Origin of the sequence: Hyunsoonleella flava, from assembly GCF_004310325.1 — a bacterium.
In the GTDB taxonomy this organism is placed as follows: Bacteria; Bacteroidota; Bacteroidia; order Flavobacteriales; family Flavobacteriaceae; genus Jejuia; species Jejuia flava.
The window spans coordinates 154,143-178,874 of the sequence record NZ_SIRT01000003.1; the positions used below are offsets into that span (position 1 = coordinate 154,143).

General features: G+C 36.5%; 15 protein-coding genes. 11 read left to right on the forward strand and 4 right to left on the reverse strand.

Features of this window, described 5'->3' with window-relative positions:
• Nucleotides 1–299 precede the first annotated feature (299 nt).
• From EYD45_RS05895 to purL, 5 genes are all read left to right on the forward strand, one after another.
• Nucleotides 300–1,517: an RsmB/NOP family class I SAM-dependent RNA methyltransferase gene (locus EYD45_RS05895; protein WP_130963521.1), complete on the forward strand. Its 1,218-nt coding sequence runs from the start codon at nt 300–302 to the stop codon at nt 1,515–1,517.
• A gap of 24 nt (nt 1,518–1,541) precedes the next feature.
• Complete coding sequence (locus EYD45_RS05900; protein ID WP_130963522.1) at nt 1,542–2,078, forward strand: hypothetical protein; 537 nt, start codon at nt 1,542–1,544, stop codon at nt 2,076–2,078.
• Between the two features lie 107 nt (nt 2,079–2,185).
• The gene (locus EYD45_RS05905; protein WP_130963524.1) at nt 2,186–3,049 is read left to right on the forward strand and encodes a fructosamine kinase family protein; all 864 of its coding nucleotides are present in this window, start codon (nt 2,186–2,188) and stop codon (nt 3,047–3,049) included.
• 115 nt (nt 3,050–3,164) lie between these two features.
• Nucleotides 3,165–3,866: a phospholipase D family protein gene (locus EYD45_RS05910; protein WP_130963526.1), complete on the forward strand. Its 702-nt coding sequence runs from the start codon at nt 3,165–3,167 to the stop codon at nt 3,864–3,866.
• Nucleotides 3,867–4,342: 476 nt separating this feature from the next.
• Nucleotides 4,343–7,999, forward strand: a complete 3,657-nt coding sequence (purL, locus tag EYD45_RS05915; RefSeq protein WP_130963528.1) for a phosphoribosylformylglycinamidine synthase — start codon at nt 4,343–4,345, stop codon at nt 7,997–7,999.
• 464 nt (nt 8,000–8,463) lie between these two features.
• Here purL and ppdK read toward each other — a convergent pair whose 3' ends face one another.
• From ppdK to pflB, 4 genes are all read right to left on the reverse strand, one after another.
• Nucleotides 8,464–11,193 carry a pyruvate, phosphate dikinase gene (gene ppdK / locus EYD45_RS05925; protein ID WP_130963529.1) on the reverse strand — a complete coding sequence of 910 codons (2,730 nt, stop codon included), beginning with the start codon at nt 11,191–11,193 and terminating at the stop codon, nt 8,464–8,466.
• Between the two features lie 266 nt (nt 11,194–11,459).
• Nucleotides 11,460–12,731, reverse strand: a complete 1,272-nt coding sequence (locus EYD45_RS05930) for an L-lactate MFS transporter (protein ID WP_130963531.1) — start codon at nt 12,729–12,731, stop codon at nt 11,460–11,462.
• A 34-nt stretch (nt 12,732–12,765) separates the two neighbouring features.
• Nucleotides 12,766–13,539: a pyruvate formate-lyase-activating protein gene (gene pflA / locus EYD45_RS05935; RefSeq protein ID WP_130963533.1), complete on the reverse strand. Its 774-nt coding sequence runs from the start codon at nt 13,537–13,539 to the stop codon at nt 12,766–12,768.
• A gap of 58 nt (nt 13,540–13,597) precedes the next feature.
• Nucleotides 13,598–15,823, reverse strand: coding sequence for a formate C-acetyltransferase (gene pflB / locus EYD45_RS05940; RefSeq protein ID WP_130963535.1), 2,226 nt, complete (start codon nt 15,821–15,823; stop codon nt 13,598–13,600).
• Nucleotides 15,824–16,229: 406 nt separating this feature from the next.
• On the opposite strand from pflB, the gene EYD45_RS05945 reads away from it, so the two are divergent.
• The 6 genes from EYD45_RS05945 (at nt 16,230) to EYD45_RS05970 (ending at nt 24,628) form a co-directional block, all read left to right on the forward strand.
• A complete protein-coding gene (locus EYD45_RS05945) occupies nt 16,230–18,005 on the forward strand; it encodes an AMP-dependent synthetase/ligase (RefSeq protein WP_130963537.1) in 1,776 nt (591 codons plus the stop codon).
• A 103-nt stretch (nt 18,006–18,108) separates the two neighbouring features.
• Nucleotides 18,109–18,501, forward strand: coding sequence for a DUF1761 family protein (locus EYD45_RS05950; RefSeq protein WP_130963539.1), 393 nt, complete (start codon nt 18,109–18,111; stop codon nt 18,499–18,501).
• Between the two features lie 138 nt (nt 18,502–18,639).
• Nucleotides 18,640–19,080, forward strand: coding sequence for a MarR family winged helix-turn-helix transcriptional regulator (locus EYD45_RS05955; RefSeq protein ID WP_130963540.1), 441 nt, complete (start codon nt 18,640–18,642; stop codon nt 19,078–19,080).
• A gap of 17 nt (nt 19,081–19,097) precedes the next feature.
• Nucleotides 19,098–21,506: a 3-hydroxyacyl-CoA dehydrogenase/enoyl-CoA hydratase family protein gene (locus EYD45_RS05960; protein WP_130963542.1), complete on the forward strand. Its 2,409-nt coding sequence runs from the start codon at nt 19,098–19,100 to the stop codon at nt 21,504–21,506.
• A gap of 97 nt (nt 21,507–21,603) precedes the next feature.
• Nucleotides 21,604–22,794 carry an acetyl-CoA C-acyltransferase gene (locus EYD45_RS05965; protein WP_130963544.1) on the forward strand — a complete coding sequence of 397 codons (1,191 nt, stop codon included), beginning with the start codon at nt 21,604–21,606 and terminating at the stop codon, nt 22,792–22,794.
• A 22-nt stretch (nt 22,795–22,816) separates the two neighbouring features.
• A complete protein-coding gene (locus EYD45_RS05970; RefSeq protein ID WP_130963546.1) occupies nt 22,817–24,628 on the forward strand; it encodes an acyl-CoA dehydrogenase family protein in 1,812 nt (603 codons plus the stop codon).
• Nucleotides 24,629–24,732: the final 104 nt, after the last annotated feature.

A 24,732-nucleotide genomic window follows, 5' to 3' on the forward strand; every position in this document is an offset into this window, starting at 1 on the left:
GCGTTCCCCTATCGGGTCAGGCTTTCCCCTACAAGTCCTCGCACCTCCTGCGTCGGGCTGTGGGCTTTCCACTGCAATCCTTAACGCACCTATCTGCCAAAGCCAGTACTACGCCAAAAGTAAAAACCTACCCGCAAAACAATCAGCAAAACTTGGCGTTAAACCATACTTTTTTAAACCAATAAACAATTCCACAATTCCACATATATAATGTACCTTTGCGGTCAAATTTTTAACCAGTTCAATTTCGGTTTGAACGACTACGTCAAACTGCCACTGAACACTGAGCACTAACAAAGATGCGCTTACACAGAAACCTTTGCTTCGCCGTGATAGACGGACTTACCAAAATCTTTAATGAAGAAGAATACGCAGATAAAGTAATTCAGCAATTGCTGAAGCACGACAAACGTTGGGGCTCAAGAGATAGGGCATTTGTAGCTGAAACTACTTACGATATCGTACGTTGGAAACGCCTTTACGCCGAAATAGCCGAAGTAAAAGAACCTTTTGACCGTGATAATTTATGGCGAATGTTTGCCGTTTGGGCAACCCTAAAAGGCATTAAATTACCCGATTGGAAATACTTTGAAAACACCCCAACCCGCAAAATAAAAGGGCGTTTTGATGAACTTTCAAAAATTAGAAAACTAAGAGAATCCATTCCTGATTGGATGGACGAAGTAGGTGTCTCAGAATTAGGCGAAGCCAAATGGACCAAGGAAATCGCCATGCAGAACGAGCAAGCCGATGTAATTTTAAGAGTCAACACCTTAAAAATCTCAAAAGATAAACTACAGAATATCCTATCAGACGAAAGTAATATTGAAACCGAATTTATCAAGGGTTACCCGTCTGCTTTAAAACTCACCGAACGTGCCAATGTTTTCGTTACCGATGCCTTCAAAAAGGGATATTTTGAAGTACAAGACGCATCTTCTCAATTAGTAGCAGAATTTCTAGATGTAACACCAGGCATGAAAGTGGTAGATACCTGCGCAGGTGCCGGTGGAAAAACACTGCACATGGCGTCCTTAATGGAAAATAAAGGGCAAATTGTGGCCATGGATATCTACGAAAGCAAGCTGAAAAAACTAAAAATTAGAGCACGTAGAAATGGGGTGCATAATGTAGATTTAAAAGTGATTGATTCTACAAAACCCATCAAAAAATTATACAATAAAGCCGACCGTGTGTTAATTGATGCGCCATGTTCCGGACTTGGTGTGTTACGCCGAAACCCGGATGCCAAATGGAAATTGGAACCAGAGTTTTTAGATAGAATTAGAGGCGTACAGCAAGACGTTTTGCAACAATATTCTAGAATGGTAAAACCAAATGGAAAATTGGTCTATGCTACATGTTCCGTGTTACCATCCGAAAATCAAAATCAAGTAGAATCATTTCTAAAATCAGAAGCTGGTGCCAATTTTGAGTTAGTAAAAGACAAAAAAATATTAGCACACGAAAAAGGTTTTGATGGATTTTATATGGCTTTGTTAGAGAGAAAAGCTTAATTTTAGCTTACAAAAAGCTTTACTATGATAAAATTCGTTAAGGTTAGCCTTCTGTTTAGTCTACTACTTTTGTTTTCCTGCCCGTCAGATGATGAAGATGCCTGCACTAAAACTATTATTGTGCAATTTGAGCAAACTATAAGTGGTCCCTCTGGAATCACGTTTATTCCTGAAATCACACAAGAAGTACCCTGTGATTTTCCTGAGCCAGAAGTAGTCGAACCAATTGATCAAGGCAACGCGTTAACTAATTTTTCTTACGAAGTGATAAGTTTTGTTTTTACACCCGACACAGGGAATAATACAAGTAGATTACAATTTGAAATAAAATTGAATAACGAAAATGACTTTGTTGTTAAAGGGGTCCCAGTTTTAACTATTGATTCAGATAACATACAATTCTCAACAAGTTATTCAAACGATGCAATAGCACCCTGTTATGAGATTCAAGCTAATTCAAGTTGTAATCACACCTATGATAAAGAAACACCACTTGATCCCAACCTCGGTCCTCCACCTAGTAAATTCGATCTGGTTTCCGTAAAATATGTGCTTAAATAAAGTACCTTTTTCATTCTGAATTTATTTCAGAGACTTTTAAATCCTTATTTAATTACAAGAACATAAGCAAAATCAGATTGAGAAAAAAATACCGGTACTTTTAAATCATGAATTTAGATTTAAAAACTCATCTTTCCAATATAATAAATGACTCTATTCAAAACGTCATCCCAATTAGTGGCGGGGACATCTCACAAGCCTACAAAATCACAACACCACAAGTAAATTACTTTTTAAAGGTTAATAACGCACCTGATGCATTAACAATGTTCCAAACGGAAGCGTTTAGTTTACAAACCATTGCCAATACCAACACCATAAAAACACCAAGAGTAATTGTTTGTGATAGTTTTGAAAATTCGGCGTTTTTAATAATGGAATTTATCACGTCGAAATCGCCATCTTCTTCAGATTTTAAAGTACTCGGGGCACAACTGGCGCAATTGCATCAATGCAATTCTGAATATTTTGGTTTAGACCAAGATAATTTTATTGGGCATTTACCACAGCAAAATAACACACATAAAACTTGGCTTGATTTTTACAGCTATGAGAGACTACTACCTCAACTTGAACTAGCAAAAGAAAAAAACTTACTTGAAGATTCTGAATGCCCAACAACCGCGTGTATCAAAAGACAACTACAACCGCTTTTTGAAAACATAAAACCCAGTTTACTTCATGGTGATTTATGGAGTGGCAATTACATAATAGCAACAGATGGCACACCTTATTTAATTGACCCAGCGGTATATTATGGACATAATGAAGTAGATATTGCCATGAGCAAACTCTTTGGTGGTTTTGATGAGTCGTTTTATGAGGCTTACTTTTCAGAATACCCAATAGGTGAGGACACTTCAGCAAGAATTGAAATTTATCAATTGTACTATTTGTTGGTACATTTAAATATGTTTGGAAGGTCTTACTATAGTGCTGTTAGCTCTATTTTAAAAAAGTACTTCACTTGACTTTGTAAAAAATTTCGGCTATCTTCGTTTAACGGCGGATATAAGCCATTAAGCAACGGCGCATATCCGTTGACTCGTTGCCCACAAGCTAAACAAAACATCGACTAAAAAATAAATGGCAGAATTTTTAACGACAAACGGGACATCTTATCATATTGAAAAGATAATAACCGGAGCAAATAAAAAACTGATTTTAGTTTCACCATATTTACAAATTTCAAAGACATTTTACGAAAGATTATTAGATGCATCAAAACGGAATGTTTCAATTAAAATAATTTATGGAAAAGACGAACTGAAACCAAATGAGAAAAACTCACTTGCGGAATTAAAAAATTTGGAATTACTATATTTTGAGAACTTACACGCCAAATGTTATTTTAATGAGCAAGAAATGGTAATTACATCAATGAATATGTACGAGTTTTCGGAGAAAAACAATCGTGAAATGGGAGTTTTTGTTACTCGAAATAATGATAAAAATTTATTTGATAATGCAGTAAATGAAACACTTTCAATTATTCAATCATCAGAAATAATTCAATTATCGAAAACTAAAAGAAAATTATTTCAGCCTAAAACCAAAAATTCAAACGGAATAAATAAAAAGGCAAAACCGAAACGTGGTTATTGCATCAGATGTGAGGAACGTATTGAGTATGATGTTGAAAAGCCGTATTGTTGGGATTGTTTTGCAACTTGGTCTCAATTTGAAAATCCTGAATACGAAGAAAACGTTTGTCATAGTTGTGGAGAATTTGAATCAACATCTATGATTAAACCTGAATGTTACGAATGTTATAAAGAAAACAAATAAAGCCAGTGAGCAACAATGTGTATAGCTCATTGCTGTTCAGTTGCTTAAATCTAATTTAAGGCATATTTGGAAAGTCGCCAAATTTTTAAATTTGACGATTTCCAATAAAAAAGATAAATAGTAAAATTTAAAAATCTGGCTTGTGCCTAACCGAAAAATAATCGCTAATTTGCACGCAACGAGCCATACACAAGACCGTTAAACGAACCTCCCAAAAACTTTTAAAACGATTTAAGCGCTTGCTATAGCAAACACAACCCGCGTTAAGGATTGCAGCGGCATCCTTTTTTGAGACAAGAGAAAAAGACCTGCCCGACAACTGCACTGAGCTTGCCGAAGTGTTGGGAGGGTAACACCCAAAAAACATTGTTGAAAATACTGTTGATAACAGTGTTGCCTTTCACGAAAAAAGCCATATTGAATCGTGAAAAAAGTGTATTTTTGCATTTTCTTAAACATTTGCAAACTATCACATAATGATTCATTTCTTTGGAAACGTAAACAGTAAAGTTTTTGCTGTTCAAACTACAAAAGAATTATCAACCGAAACCATTTCGAAATTAACGTGGCTTTTTGGCAACCAACCTAAAATTGAGCAAGCATCTTTGGATGCTTTTTTTGTTGGTCCGCGTGCTGCAATGATTACGCCATGGAGTACAAATGCAGTCGAAATCACCGAAAACATGGGTGTTTCTGGGATTATACGAATTGAAGAATTTGCTGTAGTTACTGAAGATTTTAAAGATTACGACCCGATGATTTCGGAGAAATTTAACGGGCTAAACCAAGATACCTTTACTATTGATATTGCTCCTGAACCTATTTTAGATATTGAGGATATTGCGGCTTACAACCTACAGGAAGGGCTATCGCTAAGTGGCGAAGAAGTGGCGTATTTAGAAGGGGTTTCTAAGAAAATTGGTCGCCCGTTGACAGACAGCGAAGTGTTTGGATTTTCACAGGTAAATTCTGAGCATTGTCGCCATAAGATTTTTAACGGCACATTTGTTATTGATGGCGAAGAAAAACCAACGTCTTTATTCAAATTAATTAAGGAAACATCCAAGCAAAATCCAAACGATATTGTTTCGGCATATAAAGATAATGTGGCTTTTGTTGAAGGCCCGAGAGTGGAACAATTTGCACCAAAGCGTGCCGATATTCCTGATTTTTATACCACTGAAGATTTTGATTCTGTGATTTCACTTAAAGCTGAAACCCACAACTTCCCAACTACGGTAGAGCCTTTTAATGGTGCTGCAACGGGTTCAGGAGGTGAAATTCGAGATAGATTAGCAGGTGGAAAAGGTTCGATTCCTTTGGCTGGAACTGCGGTTTACATGACCTCATATTCTCGCTTGGAAGAAAACAGACCTTGGGAAAAAGCTTTTGAAGCTCGCGATTGGTTGTACCAAACCCCGATGGATATTTTGATAAAAGCTTCAAATGGTGCTTCAGATTTTGGAAACAAATTCGGACAGCCATTAATCTGCGGTTCGGTGTTAACTTTTGAACATGAGGAGGAAGCTCAAAAACTGGGATTTGACAAAGTAATTATGCTTGCTGGTGGTATTGGTTATGGCAAAAAAGACCAAGCCCTAAAAGACACGCCTAAAAAAGGCGATAAAATAGTTATCCTAGGTGGCGAAAACTACCGTATCGGTATGGGTGGTGCAGCAGTATCATCGGCTGACACAGGAGAATTTGCTTCAGGTATTGAGTTAAATGCGGTACAACGTTCCAATCCTGAAATGCAAAAACGTGCTGCCAACGCAGTTCGTGGTATGGTGGAAAGTGAAGAAAACCATATCGTATCTATTCACGACCACGGTGCTGGCGGGCATTTAAATTGTTTATCGGAATTAGTTGAAGATACCGGTGGAAAAATCGATTTGGATGCTTTACCAGTTGGCGACCCAACCCTATCAGATAAAGAAATTATTGGTAACGAATCTCAAGAACGAATGGGATTGGTTATTTCTGAAAAACACATTGACACACTTCATAAAATTGCTGATAGAGAGCGTTCGCCCATGTATACCGTTGGTGATGTAACTGGAGATGATCGTTTTACATTCCAGTCTAAAACCAAGGGCAATACACCCATGGATTTGGCTATGGAAGACATGTTTGGAAGCTCGCCAAAAACCATCATGAACGATAAAACGGTTGAACGTAACTATAGCAATGTAGATTATAATACGGACAACTTCCAAGAGTATTTAGAGCAGGTCTTACAGTTGGAAGCTGTAGCTTGTAAAGATTGGTTAACAAGTAAAGTGGACCGTTGTGTAGGCGGAAAAGTGGCAAAACAGCAATGTACTGGCCCTTTGCAGTTACCATTGAACAATGTAGGTGTAATGGCTTTAGATTATAAGGGAAAAGAAGGTATTGCTACATCAATCGGGCATTCTCCTATTTCTGGACTGATTGATCCTGTCGCGGGAAGCAGAAATTCTATTGCTGAAGCGTTAACTAATATTATTTGGGCACCATTAAAAGATGGATTACAAAGCGTGACCTTATCCGCTAATTGGATGTGGCCCTGTAAAAATGAAGGTGAAGATGCACGATTATACGAAGCTGTTGAAGCAGTTTCAGAATTTGTGATAGACCTAGGGATTAACGTCCCAACTGGAAAGGATTCCTTGTCTATGAAGCAAAAATACCCAAATGGTGATGTGATTGCTCCTGGTACAGTTATTATTTCAGCTGCTGCAAACTGTAACGACATTTCTAAAGTTGTGGAACCTGTTTTTAATAAAAACGGAGGCGATATTTATTATATCAACGTATCCCAAGATGATTTTAAATTAGGGGGAAGCTCATTTGCCCAAGTCTTGAATAAAATTGGAAGTGAAGCACCCAATGTAAAAGATGCTGGATATTTAAAAACCGTGTTTAACACTATTCAGGATTTAATTAGAGATGAACAAATCATTGCTGGACATGATATTGCTTCTGGTGGTTTAATTACCACACTTTTGGAATTGTGTTTCGCTGACACCAATTTAGGGGCGGAACTAGACCTTTCAGCTTTAAATGAAAGAGATTCGGCTAAAATCTTATTTGCTGAAAATGCAGGTATCGTTATTCAAGCAAAAGACAATTCTATTGAAAAGGTGTTAAGTAATTCCGAAATCGAGTTTTTTAACATAGGAAAAGTAACTAGCAGTGATACACTTAGTATAATTAATTATACGGATGTCTTTACTTTAACCGTTTCAAGGTTACGAGATATTTGGTACAAAACCTCTTATCTATTAGACCAAAAACAAACGGCTAATGGATTAGCAAAAGACCGATTTGATAATTACAAAAAACAGCCTTTACAATACGTATTCCCTAAACAGTTTACCGGGAAGCTACCTGTAATTGAAAATTCGAGACCTAAAGCCGCTATCTTGCGTGAAAAAGGATCAAACTCAGAACGTGAAATGGCAAATGCCATGTATTTAGCTGGTTTTGATGTTAAAGACGTTCACATGACTGATTTAATTTCTGGTCGTGAAACGCTCGAAGATATTCAGTTTTTGGGTGCCGTTGGAGGCTTCTCTAACTCTGACGTTTTGGGTTCTGCCAAAGGTTGGGCTGGTGCCATTAAGTACAACGAAAAAGCTAAACAGGTCATTAAAAATTTCTTTGCAAGAGAAGACACCTTGTCGGTTGGGATTTGTAATGGCTGTCAGCTTTGGATGGAGTTAGACCTTATCAACCCAGACCATGAGATTCATGGCAAAATGCATCATAATGACTCACACAAGCACGAAAGTGCCTTTACTTCAGTTAAAATTCAGGAGAACAATTCTGTGATGTTGTCCTCACTCGCGGGGACTACACTGGGAGTTTGGATTTCACATGGTGAAGGTAAATTCAGTTTACCCTATTCTGAAGACAAATACAATATTGTAGCTAAATATAGTTATGAAGGTTATCCTCACAATCCAAATGGTTCAGATTTCAATACAGCGATGATGAGCGATAAAACAGGTCGCCATTTAGTAACGATGCCACATATTGAGCGTTCTACATTCCAGTGGAATTGGGCAAATTATCCCGATGGCAGAAAAGATGAAGTCTCTCCATGGTTAGAAGCTTTTGTAAATGCTAGACTTTGGTTGGAAAAGAAATAAGTATATTTAGGTGAATCAAAAACACCTAAGTATGGAACAGCAACTAAAATCAATAGGTAGAAGAAATTTTATCAAAAAATCCTCATTATTTACAATTGGAGCTTTAGGAGCAAGTAAAATGGAATGTTGCTTAAGGTTTAGGCGATAAGGCAAGACAACAAATTAAGGGCAATACTCTAGATTATTATTTAGATCATCTTTCTGAAGTAAGAGAAAACACCATAAAAGAATTTAAAAATCGTGATGACGAATGGTTGATGTCTGTCGATAAAGAGTTTCCTTGGGGTCCAACTAATAACTACTGTAAATGGTTTCATGTGTGCGAGCATGAATCTAATCACAACGGACAATTTAAATTTATCAAATCTAGGATTAAATAAAAAAAGAGTTATAAATTAAAAATCCCCGAAATAACATATCATTTCGGGGATTTTTGCCTAATACACTCTTATAAAACGAAAATATTATGGAGTTGCCTTAATAGCAGCCTGAGCAGACACGAGTCTTGCTATTGGCACACGATAAGGAGAACAACTTACATAATCCATTCCTGTGTTATAAAAGAATTCTACTGAACTTGGTTCGCCTCCATGTTCGCCACAGATACCAACCTTTAAATTTGGTTTTGTACTTCTACCACGTTGGGTTCCAAGTTTTACTAGCTGCCCTACGCCTTCTTGGTCGATAACTTCAAATGGGTCAACCTTTAAAATTCCTTTTTCTATATAGTGCGGTAAAAATTTACCGGCATCATCTCTGGAGTAACCAAATGTCATTTGCGTTAAATCATTTGTTCCAAATGAGAAGAAATCAGCTTTTTCAGCAATTAAATCAGCCATCAATGCTGCTCTAGGAACTTCAATCATTGTACCAACGAGATACTCAACTGAGTCATTTCGTTCTTCAAAAATTACCTTGGCGGTCGACCTAATAATCTGTTCTTGAGCTTCAAATTCTGCCACCGTCCCTATTAAAGGCACCATAATTTCAGGTTTGCAAATAACACCTCGTTCTTTTAAATTAAGCGCAGCTTCTATAATAGCACGTGTTTGCATTTCAGTAATTTCTGGATAAGAGTTTCCTAATCTACAACCTCTGTGACCTAACATCGGGTTAAACTCTTCCAATTCTGCCACTTTGTTTTTAACTGCAGATAATGAAATATGCATATCCTCAGCCAACTCCTTTTGAGTTGCCAATTGGTGAGGTACGAACTCATGTAATGGTGGATCTAACAAACGAATGGTAACCGAAGCTCCTTCCATGGCTTCAAAAATACCTTCAAAATCAGCACGCTGCATTGGTAATAACTCCTCTAAAGCCAACTTTCTACCTTTTACGGTATCAGCCAAAATCATTTCACGCATGGCTTTGATTCTGTCTACTTCAAAAAACATATGCTCCGTTCTGGTAAGTCCAATACCTTGTGCACCAAAATTACGTGCCACCTTGGCATCTTTTGGGCTATCGGCATTTGTTCTTACTTTAATAACACCATATTTATCGGCCAGTTTCATTATTTCGGCAAACTCACCACTTAATTCAGGTTCTTTTGTTGCTACTTTACCTTCAATGATATTACCCGTTGAACCATTTAATGAAATCCAATCGCCTTCATGATATTCATGATCTCCAACGGTTAATGTGCGTTTCTTATAATTTATTTTTAAAGCTCCCGCACCCGAAATACAACACTTACCCATACCGCGGGCTACAACTGCTGCATGGGATGTCATCCCTCCACGAGCTGTTAAGATACCTTTGGCAATATTCATACCTTCCAAATCTTCTGGCGAAGTTTCCATTCTTACCAGAATACTATTCTTGTATTTATCAGCTTCATCTGCAAAGAATACAATTTTACCAGTTGCGGCACCAGGAGATGCTGGTAACCCTTGGGCAATAACATTGGCTCTTTTTAAGGCAATTGGGTCAAAAATTGGGTGTAATAATTCATCAAGTTTATTTGGTTCTACAAGCAATAGCGCCTCTTTTTCATTAATCATACCTTCTTTTAGTAAATCCATGGTTATTTTCACCATAGCGGCACCTGTACGCTTACCATTTCTGGTTTGAAGAATCCATAGTTTTCCATCCTGAATGGTAAATTCCATATCCTGCATATCACGATAATGCTTTTCTAAAACATCTTGATAACCGTTTAATTCTTCAAATATGGAAGGCATTAATTCCTCAAGCGATGGATAATTTTCTGCTCTATCGGCTTCTTCAATTTTAGCCAATTCTGCCCATCTTTCAGAACCCAATTTGGTAATTTGCTGAGGCGTTCTAACACCAGCAACTACATCTTCCCCTTGGGCATTAATTAAATACTCCCCGTTGAATACATTTTCGCCAGTTCCGGCATCACGGGTAAAACAAACCCCTGTACCTGAGTTGTCTCCCATGTTTCCATATACCATAGCCTGTACATTTACGGCAGTTCCCCAATCTGCAGGATAACCATTCATATTTCGATAATATACTGCACGATCGCCATTCCAACTATTAAATACTGCGATAACCGCACCCCAAAGTTGGTCCCACGGGTCGGTTGGGAAATCTCTACCTGTACGTTTTTTTACTGCATCTTTAAAATCATACACTAAATCCTGTAAATCTTGAACGGTAAATTCAGTATCCAATTGAATATGGCGCTTCTCTTTAAGATGCTCCATGATTTCTTCAAAAGGATCGATATCCTCTTTTGAAGCTGGCTTCATACCCAAAACAACACCGCCATACATTTGTATAAAACGACGATAGGAATCCCAAGCAAATTGCTCATTGTTTGTTTTTTTAGCTAAACCAAGAACCACCTCATCATTCATACCCAAATTCAAAACAGTATCCATCATTCCTGGCATGGAAACTCGCGCTCCAGAACGCACAGAAATCAATAATGGATTATCTTTATCCCCAAATTTTGTTCCCATTTGGGTTTCGATATTTGCAATGGAAGCTTCAACTTCCTCTTTTATTAGATTTATTACCGCTTCCTCTCCTAATACATTATACTCCGTACAAACCTCAGTTGTTATTGTAAATCCGGGAGGAACAGGGATTCCAATGGAGCTCATTTCTGCTAAATTTGCACCTTTACCTCCCAAAAGGTTTTTCATAGTACTGTTACCATCTGCAGTTTTATTTCCAAATTTGAAAACTCGCTGCTTTAAATCTTCAAGTATTTCCATAATATTTGTTATTAAATTTCTACATTAAAAAGTTAAGTAAAAGTAGGTTTTATAGGCAGAAATTATCATGACAAAAATCATGTAAACTATCTTATTATTAAGGATTTAACACTTATTTACATATATTTTAGGATAATGATTTTTAAAACCTCATTAAAATATGAAAACCGTAAATTAAGTGTCGATAAAATTGATATATAAAACTAAAAAAAGCACTTTCATGTACCGAAAGTGCTTTCCTGATTAACTAAATTATTAAATTACTTTTATGAAGCTAACTTTAGTTTTTTATCTATTTTTTTTTCCTCTTTTCTATATGCCATTACTACCGTTCGTTTCATTAATAACGACACGAATAAAGCGACAACAAATAAACCTGCAAATACTTTTAAAGTTGTATCCAAAGAGCCCGTAGCATTTTTAACCATATCGTAAATGGTTGGCCCTACAACACCGGCTAATCCCCATGCTGCTAGTACCATACCATGAATGGCTCCTAGTTGTTTTGTACCAAAGAGGTCTCCTAAAAATGCTGGTAGGGTTGCAAAACCACCGCCATACATTGTAATTACCGTAAACAAAACGATTAAAAACAATATCTCCATACCTATTTGTGGTAAGAAATAGAAAGCCAAAATTTGAAATCCGAAAAACACAATATACGTATTTGCACGCCCCAAATAATCAGATAACGTAGACCACATAATCCTACCCAAGCCATTAAACACACCTATTAAACCAACAATTGCCGCTGCTTCCATTGGGGTGTAATTTAATTTTTCCTGCATCATTGGACTTGCTGCAGAAATTATAGCTATACCACAAGCAATATTGATAAACATCATAATCCAGATGTAGTAAAACCGAGGGGTTTTTAACGACTCATTGGCCGTAATGTTTGCCATATCTTTTTTAATGGTTTTTCCCTCTCCTGGTTTAAAACCATCTGGAAGATATCCTTCTGGCGGACGTTCAATATATCTTGCAGAAGACAGGATAAGTACCATATAAATTAGTCCTAAGATATAAAATGCATTGGACACACCAACAGAATCAAAAAGTGATTGCATTACAGGACCAAATATTAAAGCTGCAAAACCAAATCCCATAATAGCCATTCCTGTTGCTAAACCACGTCGGTCTGGAAACCATTTTACCAAAGTACTTACTGGTGTGATGTAGCCTAAACCTAGACCAATACCTCCAATAACCCCATAGCATAAATAAAACAACCATAACGACTCTAGTTGTACTGCCAATCCAGAACCCAAAATACCTATACCGTAAAACAATCCTGCAGTTGTTCCACTTACTTTCGGACCAACTTTTTCAACCCATCGTCCTAAAAATGCAGCTGATAGACCAAGCAATAAAATAGCAATTTTAAATGCCCATTTTATAACGCTTCCATCTACATCAAATATATCCTTAACGGGGTTGGTCATCACCGAATAGGCATATACCGACCCAATTGAAATATGTATCCCTACCGCTGAAGCAGCTATTAACCAACGGTTTTTTAGTTTTTGTGTTTGCATAATATTTAGTTTAGAATTGCAATAGTGCAACTCATTAATTTATTCTTACTTCTTTAAAATATTGCTCTAAAATTTCTACAGCAGCATCAATTTCCTCTGGCTTATTTTCTCTGGCTTCCTTTAATTGGTAATCCCAACCTAAAGCTTCCCATTTATGAACTCCCAATTTATGATAGGGCTGAATTTCAATTTTCTCTATCGTTTTATAGTCTTTGAAATATTCTCCCATTTGATGCAGAAGCTCAGGTTTATTCGTAATTTCTGGAATTAACACATAGCGCAACCACATTGGCTTTCCTGAAGCTTCTCTATACTTTGCAAAATTGAATGTGGTTTCTTTATTTTTTTGTCCAGTGATATATTCGTATCCCTCCTCTGTCATGTGCTTTATGTCCAGCATTACCAAATCGGTATAGTCATCTAACAACTCTTCTGTAAAGTGATTTAAAATTCTGCCGTTAGTATCAATATTAGTATGGATACCTTCTTCTTTTAAGCGCTTAAACAGGGACAATAATTCTTTTGATTGCAAAAGGGGTTCTCCTCCCGAAACCGTAACTCCTCCTCTTTTTCCAAAGTATGGTTTCTCCTTTATTGCCATTTGTACCAACTCTTCAATTTGATACTCCTTTCCACCATGCGTATCGATAGTATCGGGATTATGGCAATACAGACACTTTAATTTGCAGCCTTGTAAAAAAATAATCATTCTTACTCCTGGACCATCATGTGTGCCGAAGGATTCAATGGAATGTACTCTTAATATATTGTCTTTTGATTGGATAACCTTGGGTTTTAAAATTAGCATCTGAAAAAGAAGCGTTTTAATCTTCGTTTTTCAGATGCTTACAAAATATAAATAAAGTTTAGATTGATTCGTGGAATGACCTGGTAATCACCTCCATTTGTTGCTCTTTTGTTAAGCGAACAAAATTTACTGCATAACCAGAAACTCTGATTGTTAACTGTGGATACTCTTCTGGATGCTCCATAGCATCTAGCAAGGTTTCTTTATCCAATACATTTACATTAACGTGCTGTGCATTCTTGGAGAAATAACCATCTAAAATACATGCAAGGTTTTCAATACGTTCTTCTTCATTGGCCCCCAGTGATTTTGGAACTATAGAGAATGTATTTGAAATTCCATCTTGAGAATCTTTATAATCTATTTTTGCTACAGAATTTAAAGATGCTATAGCACCTTGAGAATCTCTACCGTGCATTGGGTTTGCCCCTGGCGCAAATGGTATCCCTTTAGCTCTACCATCAGGTGTTGCTCCTGTTTTCTTACCATAAACCACATTTGAGGTAATAGTTAATACAGACATTGTAGGTTCTGCATTTTTGTATACAGGTAGTTTTTTCAATTCGTCATTAAAGTCGGCAACAGCATTTGCAGCCAATGCATCAACCCTATCGTCATCATTACCATAGCATGGGAATTCACCTTCGATTTCAAAATCAACTGTTAAGCCTTCCTCATTTCTTATTGGTTTCACTTTCGCATATTTGATAGCTGACAATGAATCTGCTACAATTGATAATCCAGCAATACCGTAAGCAATATTGATGCTTGGGTTGGTGTCAATCAATGCCATTTGTGCTTTTTCGTAATAGTACTTATCGTGCATGTAGTGAATAATATTCATAGAATCGTTATACACTCTTGCAACTTCCTTCATGGCAATTTTGAAGTTAGCCATTACTTTGTCAAAATCTAAAACTTCGCAAGTACAAGGCTCAATGCCATCTACCATTTGGGTTCCAGTAATTTCACATTTACCGCCATTAATTGCTAATAATAATGTTTTAGCCAAATTGGTACGTGCCCCAAAGAACTGAATTGATTTACCCAAAGCTTGATAAGACACACAACACGCAATACCATAATCATCAGAACCTCTGTTGGTTCTCATCATTTCATCATTTTCAAACTGAATTGAAGAGGTATCAATAGCTACTTTTGCACAATAATCCTTAAAGTTTTGAGGTAATTTTTCAGACCAAAGAATGGTCATATTTGGTTCTGGTGAAGGACCTAAGTTATAAAGTGTATTTAAGAAACGGAAAGAAGTTTTAGTTACCTTTGTTCTTCCATCGTCAAACATACCACCAATAGCCTCTGTAACCCAAGTTGGGTCACCAGCAAAAATCTCATCATAAGCACTCATTCTTAAATGACGCACCATTCTCAATTTCATCACAAATTGATCGATATACTCTTGAGCTTCTTCTTCAGTAATTAAGCCTTCTTGTAAATCGTTTTCAATAAATATATCTAGGAATGTAGATACATTACCCAAAGACATAGCTGCACCATCTTGCTCTTTCACCGCAGCGAGATATCCCATGTAAGTCCATTGTACGGCTTCTCTAGCATTTTCAGCTGGTCTACTTAAGTCTAAATCATATTTAGCACCTAAAACTATCATATCTTTTAGCGCTTTAATTTGATCTGAAACTTCCTCACGAAGACGAATTACTGCATCCGTCATTGGTCCTCCAATATTAGCTAAATCAGCTTTTTTAGCCTCTATTAATGCATCAATTCCATAAAGAGCCACACGACGATAATCTCCAATTACTCTACCACGCGCATAGTTATCAGGTAAGCCAGTTAAAAATCCTAACGAACGGAATTTTTTAATTTCGGCATTGTAAGCAGAAAACACCCCATCATTGTGTGTTTTTACGTATTTAGAGAATAATTCCGTTAAATTATCATTTGGTTTTACACCTTGCTCAGCTAATGCTTTTTGAACTACTTTAAAACCTCCAAAAGGTTTCATTGTACGTTTTAATAACTCATCGGTTTGCAATCCAACAATTACTTCATTTGCCTTGTCTATATATCCTGCATTAAACGCACTAACGGTCGAAATGGTTTCCGTATCTAATGCACGAACGCCATTATTTTGTCGCTCCTCTTTTACAGCCTCCTTGCATAGTTCCCATAATTTTTGGGTTTTTTCGCTTGGGCCTACTAAAAAATCTTGTGTTCCATGATAAGGTGTTATGTTATTAGAAACAAAATCCCTAACATCAATCTTATCAATCCAACTTCCGGTTTTAAATTGTTTTACTTCCATCTCTTTATATATTTATATTTTGTAAAATTTATGTCATCATTTGACTGTCCAAAGGTAAAAACAGACATTCTTAAAAAAGATGACAATTGTCATTAAACGCAACAAATCAGAGATTTAACAAAGATTTTTATCAACGAAAACGTTTGAGTTTTTAGCTATAATAAAGAATTATTCAATATTTTGATTCAAATCATAGAAAAAACACTATTCTAACATGTTTTACTTGAAAAAAACGCCTTTTTTTTATAAAAAAGTTTGATTTTTAATAAAAATGAGCACCCATATTACTATCAAAAAAACTCTCTTAAAATAATTACATAAATCACCTTCAAAGCCCTAACAAATAAGTACTATTGGGAAATCATTATTATTTTCATAATTTGCATTGATATATTCTAGACACGATATGACAGAGATTAGTAGACTTTTTGACTTTCCGTATTACCAATTGGAGCACAAACCAAATGACTCCGCATTAGTTACCAAATATGACGGTAAATGGATAAAAACATCAACCCAAGAGTATATTGATAAGGCTAATGCTTTAAGTAGAGCCTTGTTGAAACTTGGGGTTAAAAAAGATGATAAAATTGCTGTTATTTCTTCTACGAATAGAACTGAATGGAACATTGTTGACATCGGAGTCTTACAAGTTGGCGCTCAAAACATCCCCATTTATCCCACCATATGTGCTGAAGATTACGAATATGTGATTAATCATAGCGAATCTATTTACTGTTTTGTCTCAGATGAAGAAGTGCTTGAAAAAGTAAATAAGGTTAAGAAGAATACTAACATAAAGGAAGTATATTCTTTTGATCATATTAATGGATGTAAGCATTATTCTGAATTATTTGAATTAGGTGCCGACACATCGAATCAAGGTGATGTTGAAGCTCGAAAAAAAGCGGTTCAACCAAATGATTTAGCAACTATAATTTATACCTCTGGAACCACTGGAAAACCAAAGGGCGTGATGCTTTCGCATTGGAATATAACGAGCAACGTATTGGACAGTGCTGCTAGAGTTCCACTTAGGCAGGGTGAAAATAAAGTATTAAGTTTTTTACCTATTTGCCACATCTTCGAGCGTGTTTTGATTTACATCTATCAGCACGCGGGAACTTCAATTTACTATGCAGAAGGCTTGGATAAAATTGGAGATAATGCCAAAGAAATAAAACCAAACATGATGAGCGTTGTACCAAGACTGCTTGAAAAGGTATATGACAAAATCATGGATAAGGCCGAAGACTTAACCGGCATAAAAAAAGCACTGTTTTTTTGGGCAGTGAGTTTGGGTGAACAATGGAAACCCTACAAAGAAAATGGTGCTTGGTATGAATTCAAGCTCAAAATTGCCAACAAACTTATTTTTAGTAAATGGCGTGCTGCTTTGGGGGGAGAATTATACACTATGGTTTCTGGTAGTGCTGCGTTGCAACCAAGATTGGCACGCATTTTTGGGGCTGCCAAAATGCAAGTTATGGAAGGTTATGGCTTAACCGAAACCTCACCAGTGGTATCTGTTGGTAAATATGCCGACAAAATGTACAAAGTAGGTACCGTTGGCATACCAATACCAAATGTGGAAGTAAAAATAGCAGAAGATGGAGAAATTTTGATAAAGGGGCCAAATGTCATGCTGGGCTATTACAAGGATGAAGGAAAAACGGCCAGTGTTATGACTGGAGATTATTTTCATACAGGTGATAAAGGCGAAATAGATCCTGATGGTTTTCTCAAAATTACAGGTCGTAAAAAGGAAATGTTTAAAACCTCTGGTGGGAAATATATCATCCCAACCCTTCTAGAAAATCAGTTGAAACAATCTCGCTTTATTGAACAGGTAATGGTTATTGGCGAAGGCGAAAAGATGCCAGCCGCTTTAATTCAGCCCAATTTTGAATTTGTTCACGAGTGGATTGAGCGTAAAAATCACCCCGTTGGAGATTCGTTTGAAGCTATTGCAAACTCTGAAATAGTTCAAAAGAGAATTCAAAAGGAAGTAAATAAATGCAACAAAAAATTTGGTAAGTGGGAACAGATTAAGAAGTTTGAAATCACACCAGATGAGTGGTCAATAGATGCTGGACATTTGACACCTACTATGAAAATGAAAAGGGATGTGATAAAAAAGATGTATTCAACTTTGATTGAACACATTTACCGTCCGACGTAATTTTTTTTAGGCAACTTTCAACTGTATTACCCTTAAATATATGATATTTAAGTAGTTACTCATTTTTTAGTATATTTAGGCATAACCAATTAAAACTAAAAAAATGAAAACAAAGAATTTCTTAGTGTCAGGTATTGTTGGAGGTATTGTAGACTTCCTTTTAGGATGGCTATTTTACGGAATTATTTTCGTAAACACTTTTCCTCAACCCGAAGAAAGTTCACGTACAATGCTATTTATATTTTTGGGCTGCTTAACTTTTGGTCTTTTTGTTTCATACATTTATAATCGATGGGCACAAATTTCAACTTTAGCAACTGGCGCTAAGGCCGGAGCAATTATCGGGCTTTTTATCGGATTGTTCTATAACTTTTTTGGATTGGCAATGCAACCAGGACAAACGTTTGAATTAGCTGCATTAGACGTGGTAATATCCATTGTAATGACAACTATTATAGGTGCTGTAATTGGTGCCGTAAATGGAAAACTAGGTTAAAAACTAACGTCATAAATTTTAACAATCACCTCCTTTCGAGGTGATTTTTTTATTGGGTTATACCAAAGTCATTTTTATTTTATTTATTATGCATGCATAATAAAATTTTATTATATTTGGGAATTCTAACTCTCAAGAATGAAAGATAAAACAATAGATTATGTGCTAAGAACCACGTGGCTAACGGTTAACAAAATGTATAACGAAGAAGCCGCAAAGTTTGAAAGCACAATGGCTACAGGCTTTACTTTATTGAGTATAGATCCGGAAAAAGGCACACCCTCAACAGCCCTTGGCCCAAAAATGGGAATGGAAGCAACGAGTTTATCGCGCATATTGAAAACTATGGAAAAACGTGGTTTAATAGAGCGCCATCCAAACCCTGAAGATGGAAGAGGTGTTTTAATTCATTTAACCGAGTTTGGAAAAGAAAAGCGCGAACTTTCAAAAGAAAAAGTGTTAGGCTTTAATGAAGCCATCAAAAAAAATGTAGACGAAGAGAAAATAAATCATTTCTACGAAGTTGCAGAGACCATCAATGAATTGGTTTCAAACAAAAAAATATATAACGAGAAGTAAATCTTAGTGTAAAAAACATGGGGAAACGCATAATTAAAAAAGTTGCTGTTGTTGGTTCTGGTATAATGGGAAGCGGTATTGCTTGTCATTTTGCCAATATTGGTGTAGAGGTTTTACTCTTGGACATTGTACCAAGAGAATTAACGGATTCTGAAAAAGCCAAAGGACTAACACTTGAGGACAAAGTAGTTAGAAATCGTTTGGTAAATGATGCGCTTAAAGCCTCTTTAAAATCCAAACCCTCTCCTATTTATCACCAAAAGTTTTCCAGTAGAATAACTACTGGAAATTTAGAAGACGACATCTCCAAAGTAAAAGATGTAGATTGGATTATTGAGGTAGTAGTTGAGCGATTGGATATTAAAAAACAGGTTTTTGAAAATCTAGAAAAGCATAGAACTCCAGGAACACTTATTACGAGTAATACCTCTGGTATTCCTATTAAATTTATGAGTGAAGGCAGAAGTGAAGATTTTCAAGAGCATTTCTGCGGTACGCACTTTTTTAATCCTCCTAGATATTTAAAACTTTTTGAAATTATCCCAGGGCCAAAAACCGATACGTCCGTTTTGGACTTTTTAAATAACTATGGCGAGCAGTATTTAGGTAAGACTTCGGTTATAGCCAAAGATACCCCTGCATTTATTGGAAACAGAATTGGTATTTTCAGTATCATGAGTCTATTCCATACCGTGAAGGAAATGGAGTTAACCATTGAAGAAGTCGATAAACTAACAGGTCCTGTTATTGGAAGACCCAAATCAGCAACCTTTAGGACAGTAGATGTGGTTGGTTTAGACACTCTGGTCCATGTAGCTAATGGTATTGCTGATAATTGTAAAGATGATGAACGTTTAGAATTGTTTAAGCTTCCTGATTTTATATCAACAATGGTTGATAATAAGTGGTTAGGAAGTAAAACAGGACAAGGTTTCTACAAAAAAGTGAAAGGTAGCGATGGTAAAAGTGAAATATTATCTCTAGATCTTAATACCTTAGAATATAGAAGTAAAAAACGTGCAAAGTTTGCCACACTAGAGCTGACTAAAACTGTTGATAAAGTTATTGATAGATTCAAAATTCTGGTTTCGGGAAAAGATAAAGCTGGCGAATTTTACAGAAAAAGCTTTGTACAATTATTTGCATATGTAACTTATAGAATACCTGAAATTTCAGATGAATTATATAAGATAGATGATGCGATGAAAGCAGGATTTGGATGGGAACATGGTCCTTTCCAAATATGGGATGCCATTGGTATTGAAAAAGGTATTGAACTAATGAAGGCTGAAGGCTTAGAACCAGCATCTTGGGTCAATGAAATGCTAAATTCTGGAAGTACGTCTTTCTATACTGTGCAAAATGGTGCAACCTATTATTATGATATCCCTTCAAAATCTCAAGTAAAAGTTCCAGGGCAGGATGCCTTCATCATTTTGGATAATATCCGAAAATCTAATGAGGTATTTAAAAACTCGGGAGTTATTATAGAAGATTTAGGAGATGGTATTTTAAACTGCGAATTTCAGTCTAAAATGAACACCATCGGCGGTGATGTGTTGGCTGGATTAAATAAAGCAGTAGACATTGCTGAGAAAGATTTTGAGGGATTAGTTGTCGGTAATCAAGGTGCCAATTTCTCGGTTGGTGCTAATATCGGGATGATTTTCATGATGGCGGTAGAACAAGAATATGAGGAATTAAATGGTGCCATCAAATATTTTCAGGATACAATGATGCGCATGCGTTATTCTGCAATACCAACAGTGTCTGCGCCACATGGCATGTCCTTAGGTGGAGCGTGTGAATTATCCATGCATGCAGATAAAGTTGTAGCAGCAGCCGAAACGTATATTGGTCTTGTAGAGTTTGGTGTTGGCGTTATTCCTGGTGGAGCAGGTTCTAAAGAAATGGCACTACGTGCTTCTGACACCTTCCGAAAAGGCGATGTAGAATTAAATGTACTGCAAGAATATTTCTTGACTATTGGTATGGCTAAAGTATCAACTTCGGCCTATGAAGCGTACGATTTGGGCATCCTTCAAAAAGGAAAAGATATCGTTGTCGTGAATAAAGATAGACAAATTGCCACGGCAAAAGCCCATGCAAGATTAATGGCCGATGCAGGATATACACAGCCAGTAAAACGTAAAGATGTAAAAGTACTAGGAAAGCAAGCTTTAGGCATGTTCTTAGTAGGAACAGATGCCATGGAGGCTAGCAATTACATTAGCGAGCATGATCATAAAATCGCCAATAAGTTGGCTTATGTAATGGCCGGTGGCGATTTATCAGAACCTACATTGGTAACCGAACAATATTTACTGGATTTAGAGCGTGAAGCATTTTTAAGCTTATGTACAGAGCGAAAAACTCTAGAAAGAATTCAGCACATGCTAAAAACGGGTAAACCATTACGTAATTAAATTAATAAGCTATTCGCCTTTAGCCCTTAGCTATTGGCGCAAAATTATATTTTTTTGATGCTAGAAGTAAAAAGCTAATAGCAAAAAGCTAAAAAAGATGAAACAAGCATATATAGTAAAAGCATACAGAACAGCAGTAGGTAAAGCACCAAAAGGATTGTTCAGGTTTAAGAGAACAGACGAATTGGCTGCAGAAACTATTCAATACATGATGAAAGAACTTCCTCAATTGGATAAAAAGCGTATCGACGATGTGATAGTTGGTAACGCTATGCCAGAAGGTTCTCAAGGATTAAATATGGCCCGCTTAATCTCTTTAATGGGGTTGGATATTGTGGATGTTCCAGGAGTTACTGTAAATCGCTTCTGTTCTTCAGGTATTGAAACCATTGGTATTGCTACCGCTAAAATTCAAGCAGGTATGGCCGATTGTATCATTGCTGGTGGAGCAGAAAGCATGAGTTCTGTGCCTATGACAGGTTTTAAAACAGAGCTAAACTATGATGTTGTAAAATCAGGTCACGAAGAATATTATTGGGGCATGGGAAACACAGCCGAAGCTGTGGCCAATGAATTTAAAGTCTCACGTGAAGATCAAGATGAGTTTGCATATAATTCCCATATGAAGGCCTTAAAAGCGCAAGCTGAGGATAGATTTCAAAATCAGATTGTGCCAATTGATGTGGAGCAAACTTATGTGGATTCAAACGGCAAAAAAGCATCTAAAAGTTATAGCGTAACCAAAGATGAAGGCCCTAGAAAAGGTACAAGTCTTGAAGCATTAGCAAAACTGAGACCTGTATTTGCGCAAGGTGGCAGCGTAACTGCTGGGAATTCTTCACAAATGAGTGATGGTGCAGCCTTCGTTATGGTAATGAGCGAAGACATGGTAAAAGAACTAAACCTTGAACCAATTGCAAGATTAGTAAATTATGCCGCCGCAGGTGTAGAACCAAGAATAATGGGTATTGGCCCTGTAAAAGCTATTCCCAAGGCTTTGCAACAGGCAGGGCTTAAACAAAACGATTTAGAACTTATAGAATTAAATGAAGCTTTTGCATCCCAGTCACTTGCTGTGATAAGAGAGTTGAACTTAAATCCAGATATAGTAAATGTTAACGGCGGAGCGATTGCCTTGGGACACCCTCTTGGATGTACAGGTGCAAAACTTTCAGTACAACTGTTTGACGAAATGCGTAAGAGAAACATGAGTGGAAAATATGGTGCAGTAACAATGTGTGTGGGAACAGGTCAAGGTGCTTGTGGAATTTTTGAATTTTTAAACTAAAAAGACAATAAAAGAAAAATAAATGGAAGCAACAGAAAAAGATATTTTACGCGGTGGTCAATTTCTAGTAAGAGAAAGTACTTGTGAAGATATTTTCACGCCAGAAGACTTCAATGAAGATCAGTTGATGATGAAAGAAGCTGTTACTGAATTTGTAGACAGAGAGATTTGGGCCAAAAAAGCACAATTTGAACAAAAAGATTATGCCTTAACCGAATCTTGTATGCGTCAAGCTGGAGAACTTGGTTTTTTAAGCGTAGCAGTTCCTGAGGAATACGGTGGTATGGGTATGGGCTTTGTTGATACATGCCTAGTTTGTGATTTTATTTCTGGAGCAACAGGCTCTTTTAGTACGGCGTTTGGTGCCCATACAGGAATTGGGACTATGCCAATTACACTTTATGGTAACGAGGAGCAGAAACAAAAGTATGTTCCAAAATTAGCGAGTGGTGAATGGTTTGGATCCTATTGTTTAACTGAACCTACTGCTGGTAGTGACGCCAATTCAGGAAGAACTAAAGCTGTACTTTCTGAAGATGGTAAAACGTATAAAATTACAGGTCAGAAAATGTGGATCTCCAATGCAGGTTTCTGTAGTGTAATGATCGTTTTTGCACGTATTGAAGATGATAAAAATATCACAGGTTTTATAGTGGAATATGACCCTCAAAACCCTAATGGTATTACAATGGGCGAAGAAGAGCACAAGTTAGGAATTCGTGCTTCTTCTACTCGACAGGTATTCTTCAATGAAACTATTGTGCCTGTAGAAAATATGTTATCCACCAGAGGTAATGGTTTTAAAATAGCAATGAATGCGCTTAATGTTGGTAGGATTAAGCTAGCCGCAGCTTGTTTAGATGCACAAAGACGTACTATTTCAGAATCAGTAAAATACGCTAATGAACGCGTTCAGTTTAAAGTGCCTATTTCAAGTTTTGGTGCTATTCGTCAAAAAATAGCTGAAATGGCCACCAATTGTTGGGTAGGTGAAGCTGCAACATATCGCGCTGCTAAGAATATTGAAGACCGTATTGAATTAAGAAAAAATAACGGAAAAGACACACATCAAGAAGCAGAACTAAAAGGTGTTGAAGAATATGCAATAGAGTGTTCTATTTTAAAAGTAGCCGTTTCCGAGTTTGTTCAAAATTGTACAGATGAAGGTATCCAAATTTTTGGCGGTATGGGCTTCTCAGAAGAAACACCAATAGAATCTGCCTGGAGAGATGCGCGTATTGCAAGAATTTATGAAGGCACCAACGAAATCAACCGTATGTTGAGTATTGGTATGCTAATCAAAAAAGCTATGAAAGGGCATGTAAATGTTCTTGAACCTGCTATGGCTGTGAAAGAAGAGTTGATGGGCATTCCATCTTTTGATGTTCCTGATTATTCAGAATTATTTTCTGAGGAAAAAAATATCATCAAAAACTTGAAGAAATTATTTTTGATGGTAGCCGGTGCTGCACTTCAAAAGTATGGCGAAAAAATAGAGCAACAACAGCAATTGATGTTAGCCTCTTCTGATATTTTAATTCAAATATATTTAGCTGAATCTGCAATTTTAAGAGCTGAAAAAATGGCTAAAAAAGAAGGAGAAGACAAGGTTAAAGAACAAATAGCTATGGCGAAGTTAAACTTATTCCATGCTATTGACGTGATTGAAACTGCTGGAAAGCACTCAATTATTTCATTCTCTACAGGTGATGAACAAAAAATGATGTTAGTAGGCTTAAAACGTTACATCAAATATGTAAACATGCCTAATATTATAGAGCTTAGGCATATCATTGCAGAAAAAGTAATTAAAGAAAATAAATATTGTTTTTAGAGTTGTAACACTCTAACAATTTCGTGTGACTAATTCAAATGTAAAAGGCGTCTCAAATTAAGTTTTGAGGCGTTTTTTTATTAATTTAGTTGAAAATAATTGAC

Excerpts from the sequence above, each read along its gene's own strand:
- purL (WP_130963528.1), top strand. The coding sequence starts at position 4,343 with ATGATTCATTTCTTTGGAAACGTAAACAGTAAAGTTTTTGCTGTTCAA.
- EYD45_RS05965 (WP_130963544.1), top strand. The coding sequence starts at position 21,604 with ATGAAACAAGCATATATAGTAAAAGCATACAGAACAGCAGTAGGTAAA.
- EYD45_RS05910 (WP_130963526.1), top strand. The coding sequence starts at position 3,165 with ATGGCAGAATTTTTAACGACAAACGGGACATCTTATCATATTGAAAAG.
- EYD45_RS05970 (WP_130963546.1), top strand. The coding sequence starts at position 22,817 with ATGGAAGCAACAGAAAAAGATATTTTACGCGGTGGTCAATTTCTAGTA.
- EYD45_RS05955 (WP_130963540.1), top strand. The coding sequence starts at position 18,640 with ATGAAAGATAAAACAATAGATTATGTGCTAAGAACCACGTGGCTAACG.
- EYD45_RS05945 (WP_130963537.1), top strand. The coding sequence starts at position 16,230 with ATGACAGAGATTAGTAGACTTTTTGACTTTCCGTATTACCAATTGGAG.
- pflB (WP_130963535.1), bottom strand. The coding sequence starts at position 15,823 with ATGGAAGTAAAACAATTTAAAACCGGAAGTTGGATTGATAAGATTGAT.
- EYD45_RS05900 (WP_130963522.1), top strand. The coding sequence starts at position 1,542 with ATGATAAAATTCGTTAAGGTTAGCCTTCTGTTTAGTCTACTACTTTTG.
- pflA (WP_130963533.1), bottom strand. The coding sequence starts at position 13,539 with ATGCTAATTTTAAAACCCAAGGTTATCCAATCAAAAGACAATATATTA.
- EYD45_RS05950 (WP_130963539.1), top strand. The coding sequence starts at position 18,109 with ATGAAAACAAAGAATTTCTTAGTGTCAGGTATTGTTGGAGGTATTGTA.
- EYD45_RS05905 (WP_130963524.1), top strand. The coding sequence starts at position 2,186 with ATGAATTTAGATTTAAAAACTCATCTTTCCAATATAATAAATGACTCT.
- EYD45_RS05895 (WP_130963521.1), top strand. The coding sequence starts at position 300 with ATGCGCTTACACAGAAACCTTTGCTTCGCCGTGATAGACGGACTTACC.
- ppdK (WP_130963529.1), bottom strand. The coding sequence starts at position 11,193 with ATGGAAATACTTGAAGATTTAAAGCAGCGAGTTTTCAAATTTGGAAAT.
- EYD45_RS05930 (WP_130963531.1), bottom strand. The coding sequence starts at position 12,731 with ATGCAAACACAAAAACTAAAAAACCGTTGGTTAATAGCTGCTTCAGCG.
- EYD45_RS05960 (WP_130963542.1), top strand. The coding sequence starts at position 19,098 with ATGGGGAAACGCATAATTAAAAAAGTTGCTGTTGTTGGTTCTGGTATA.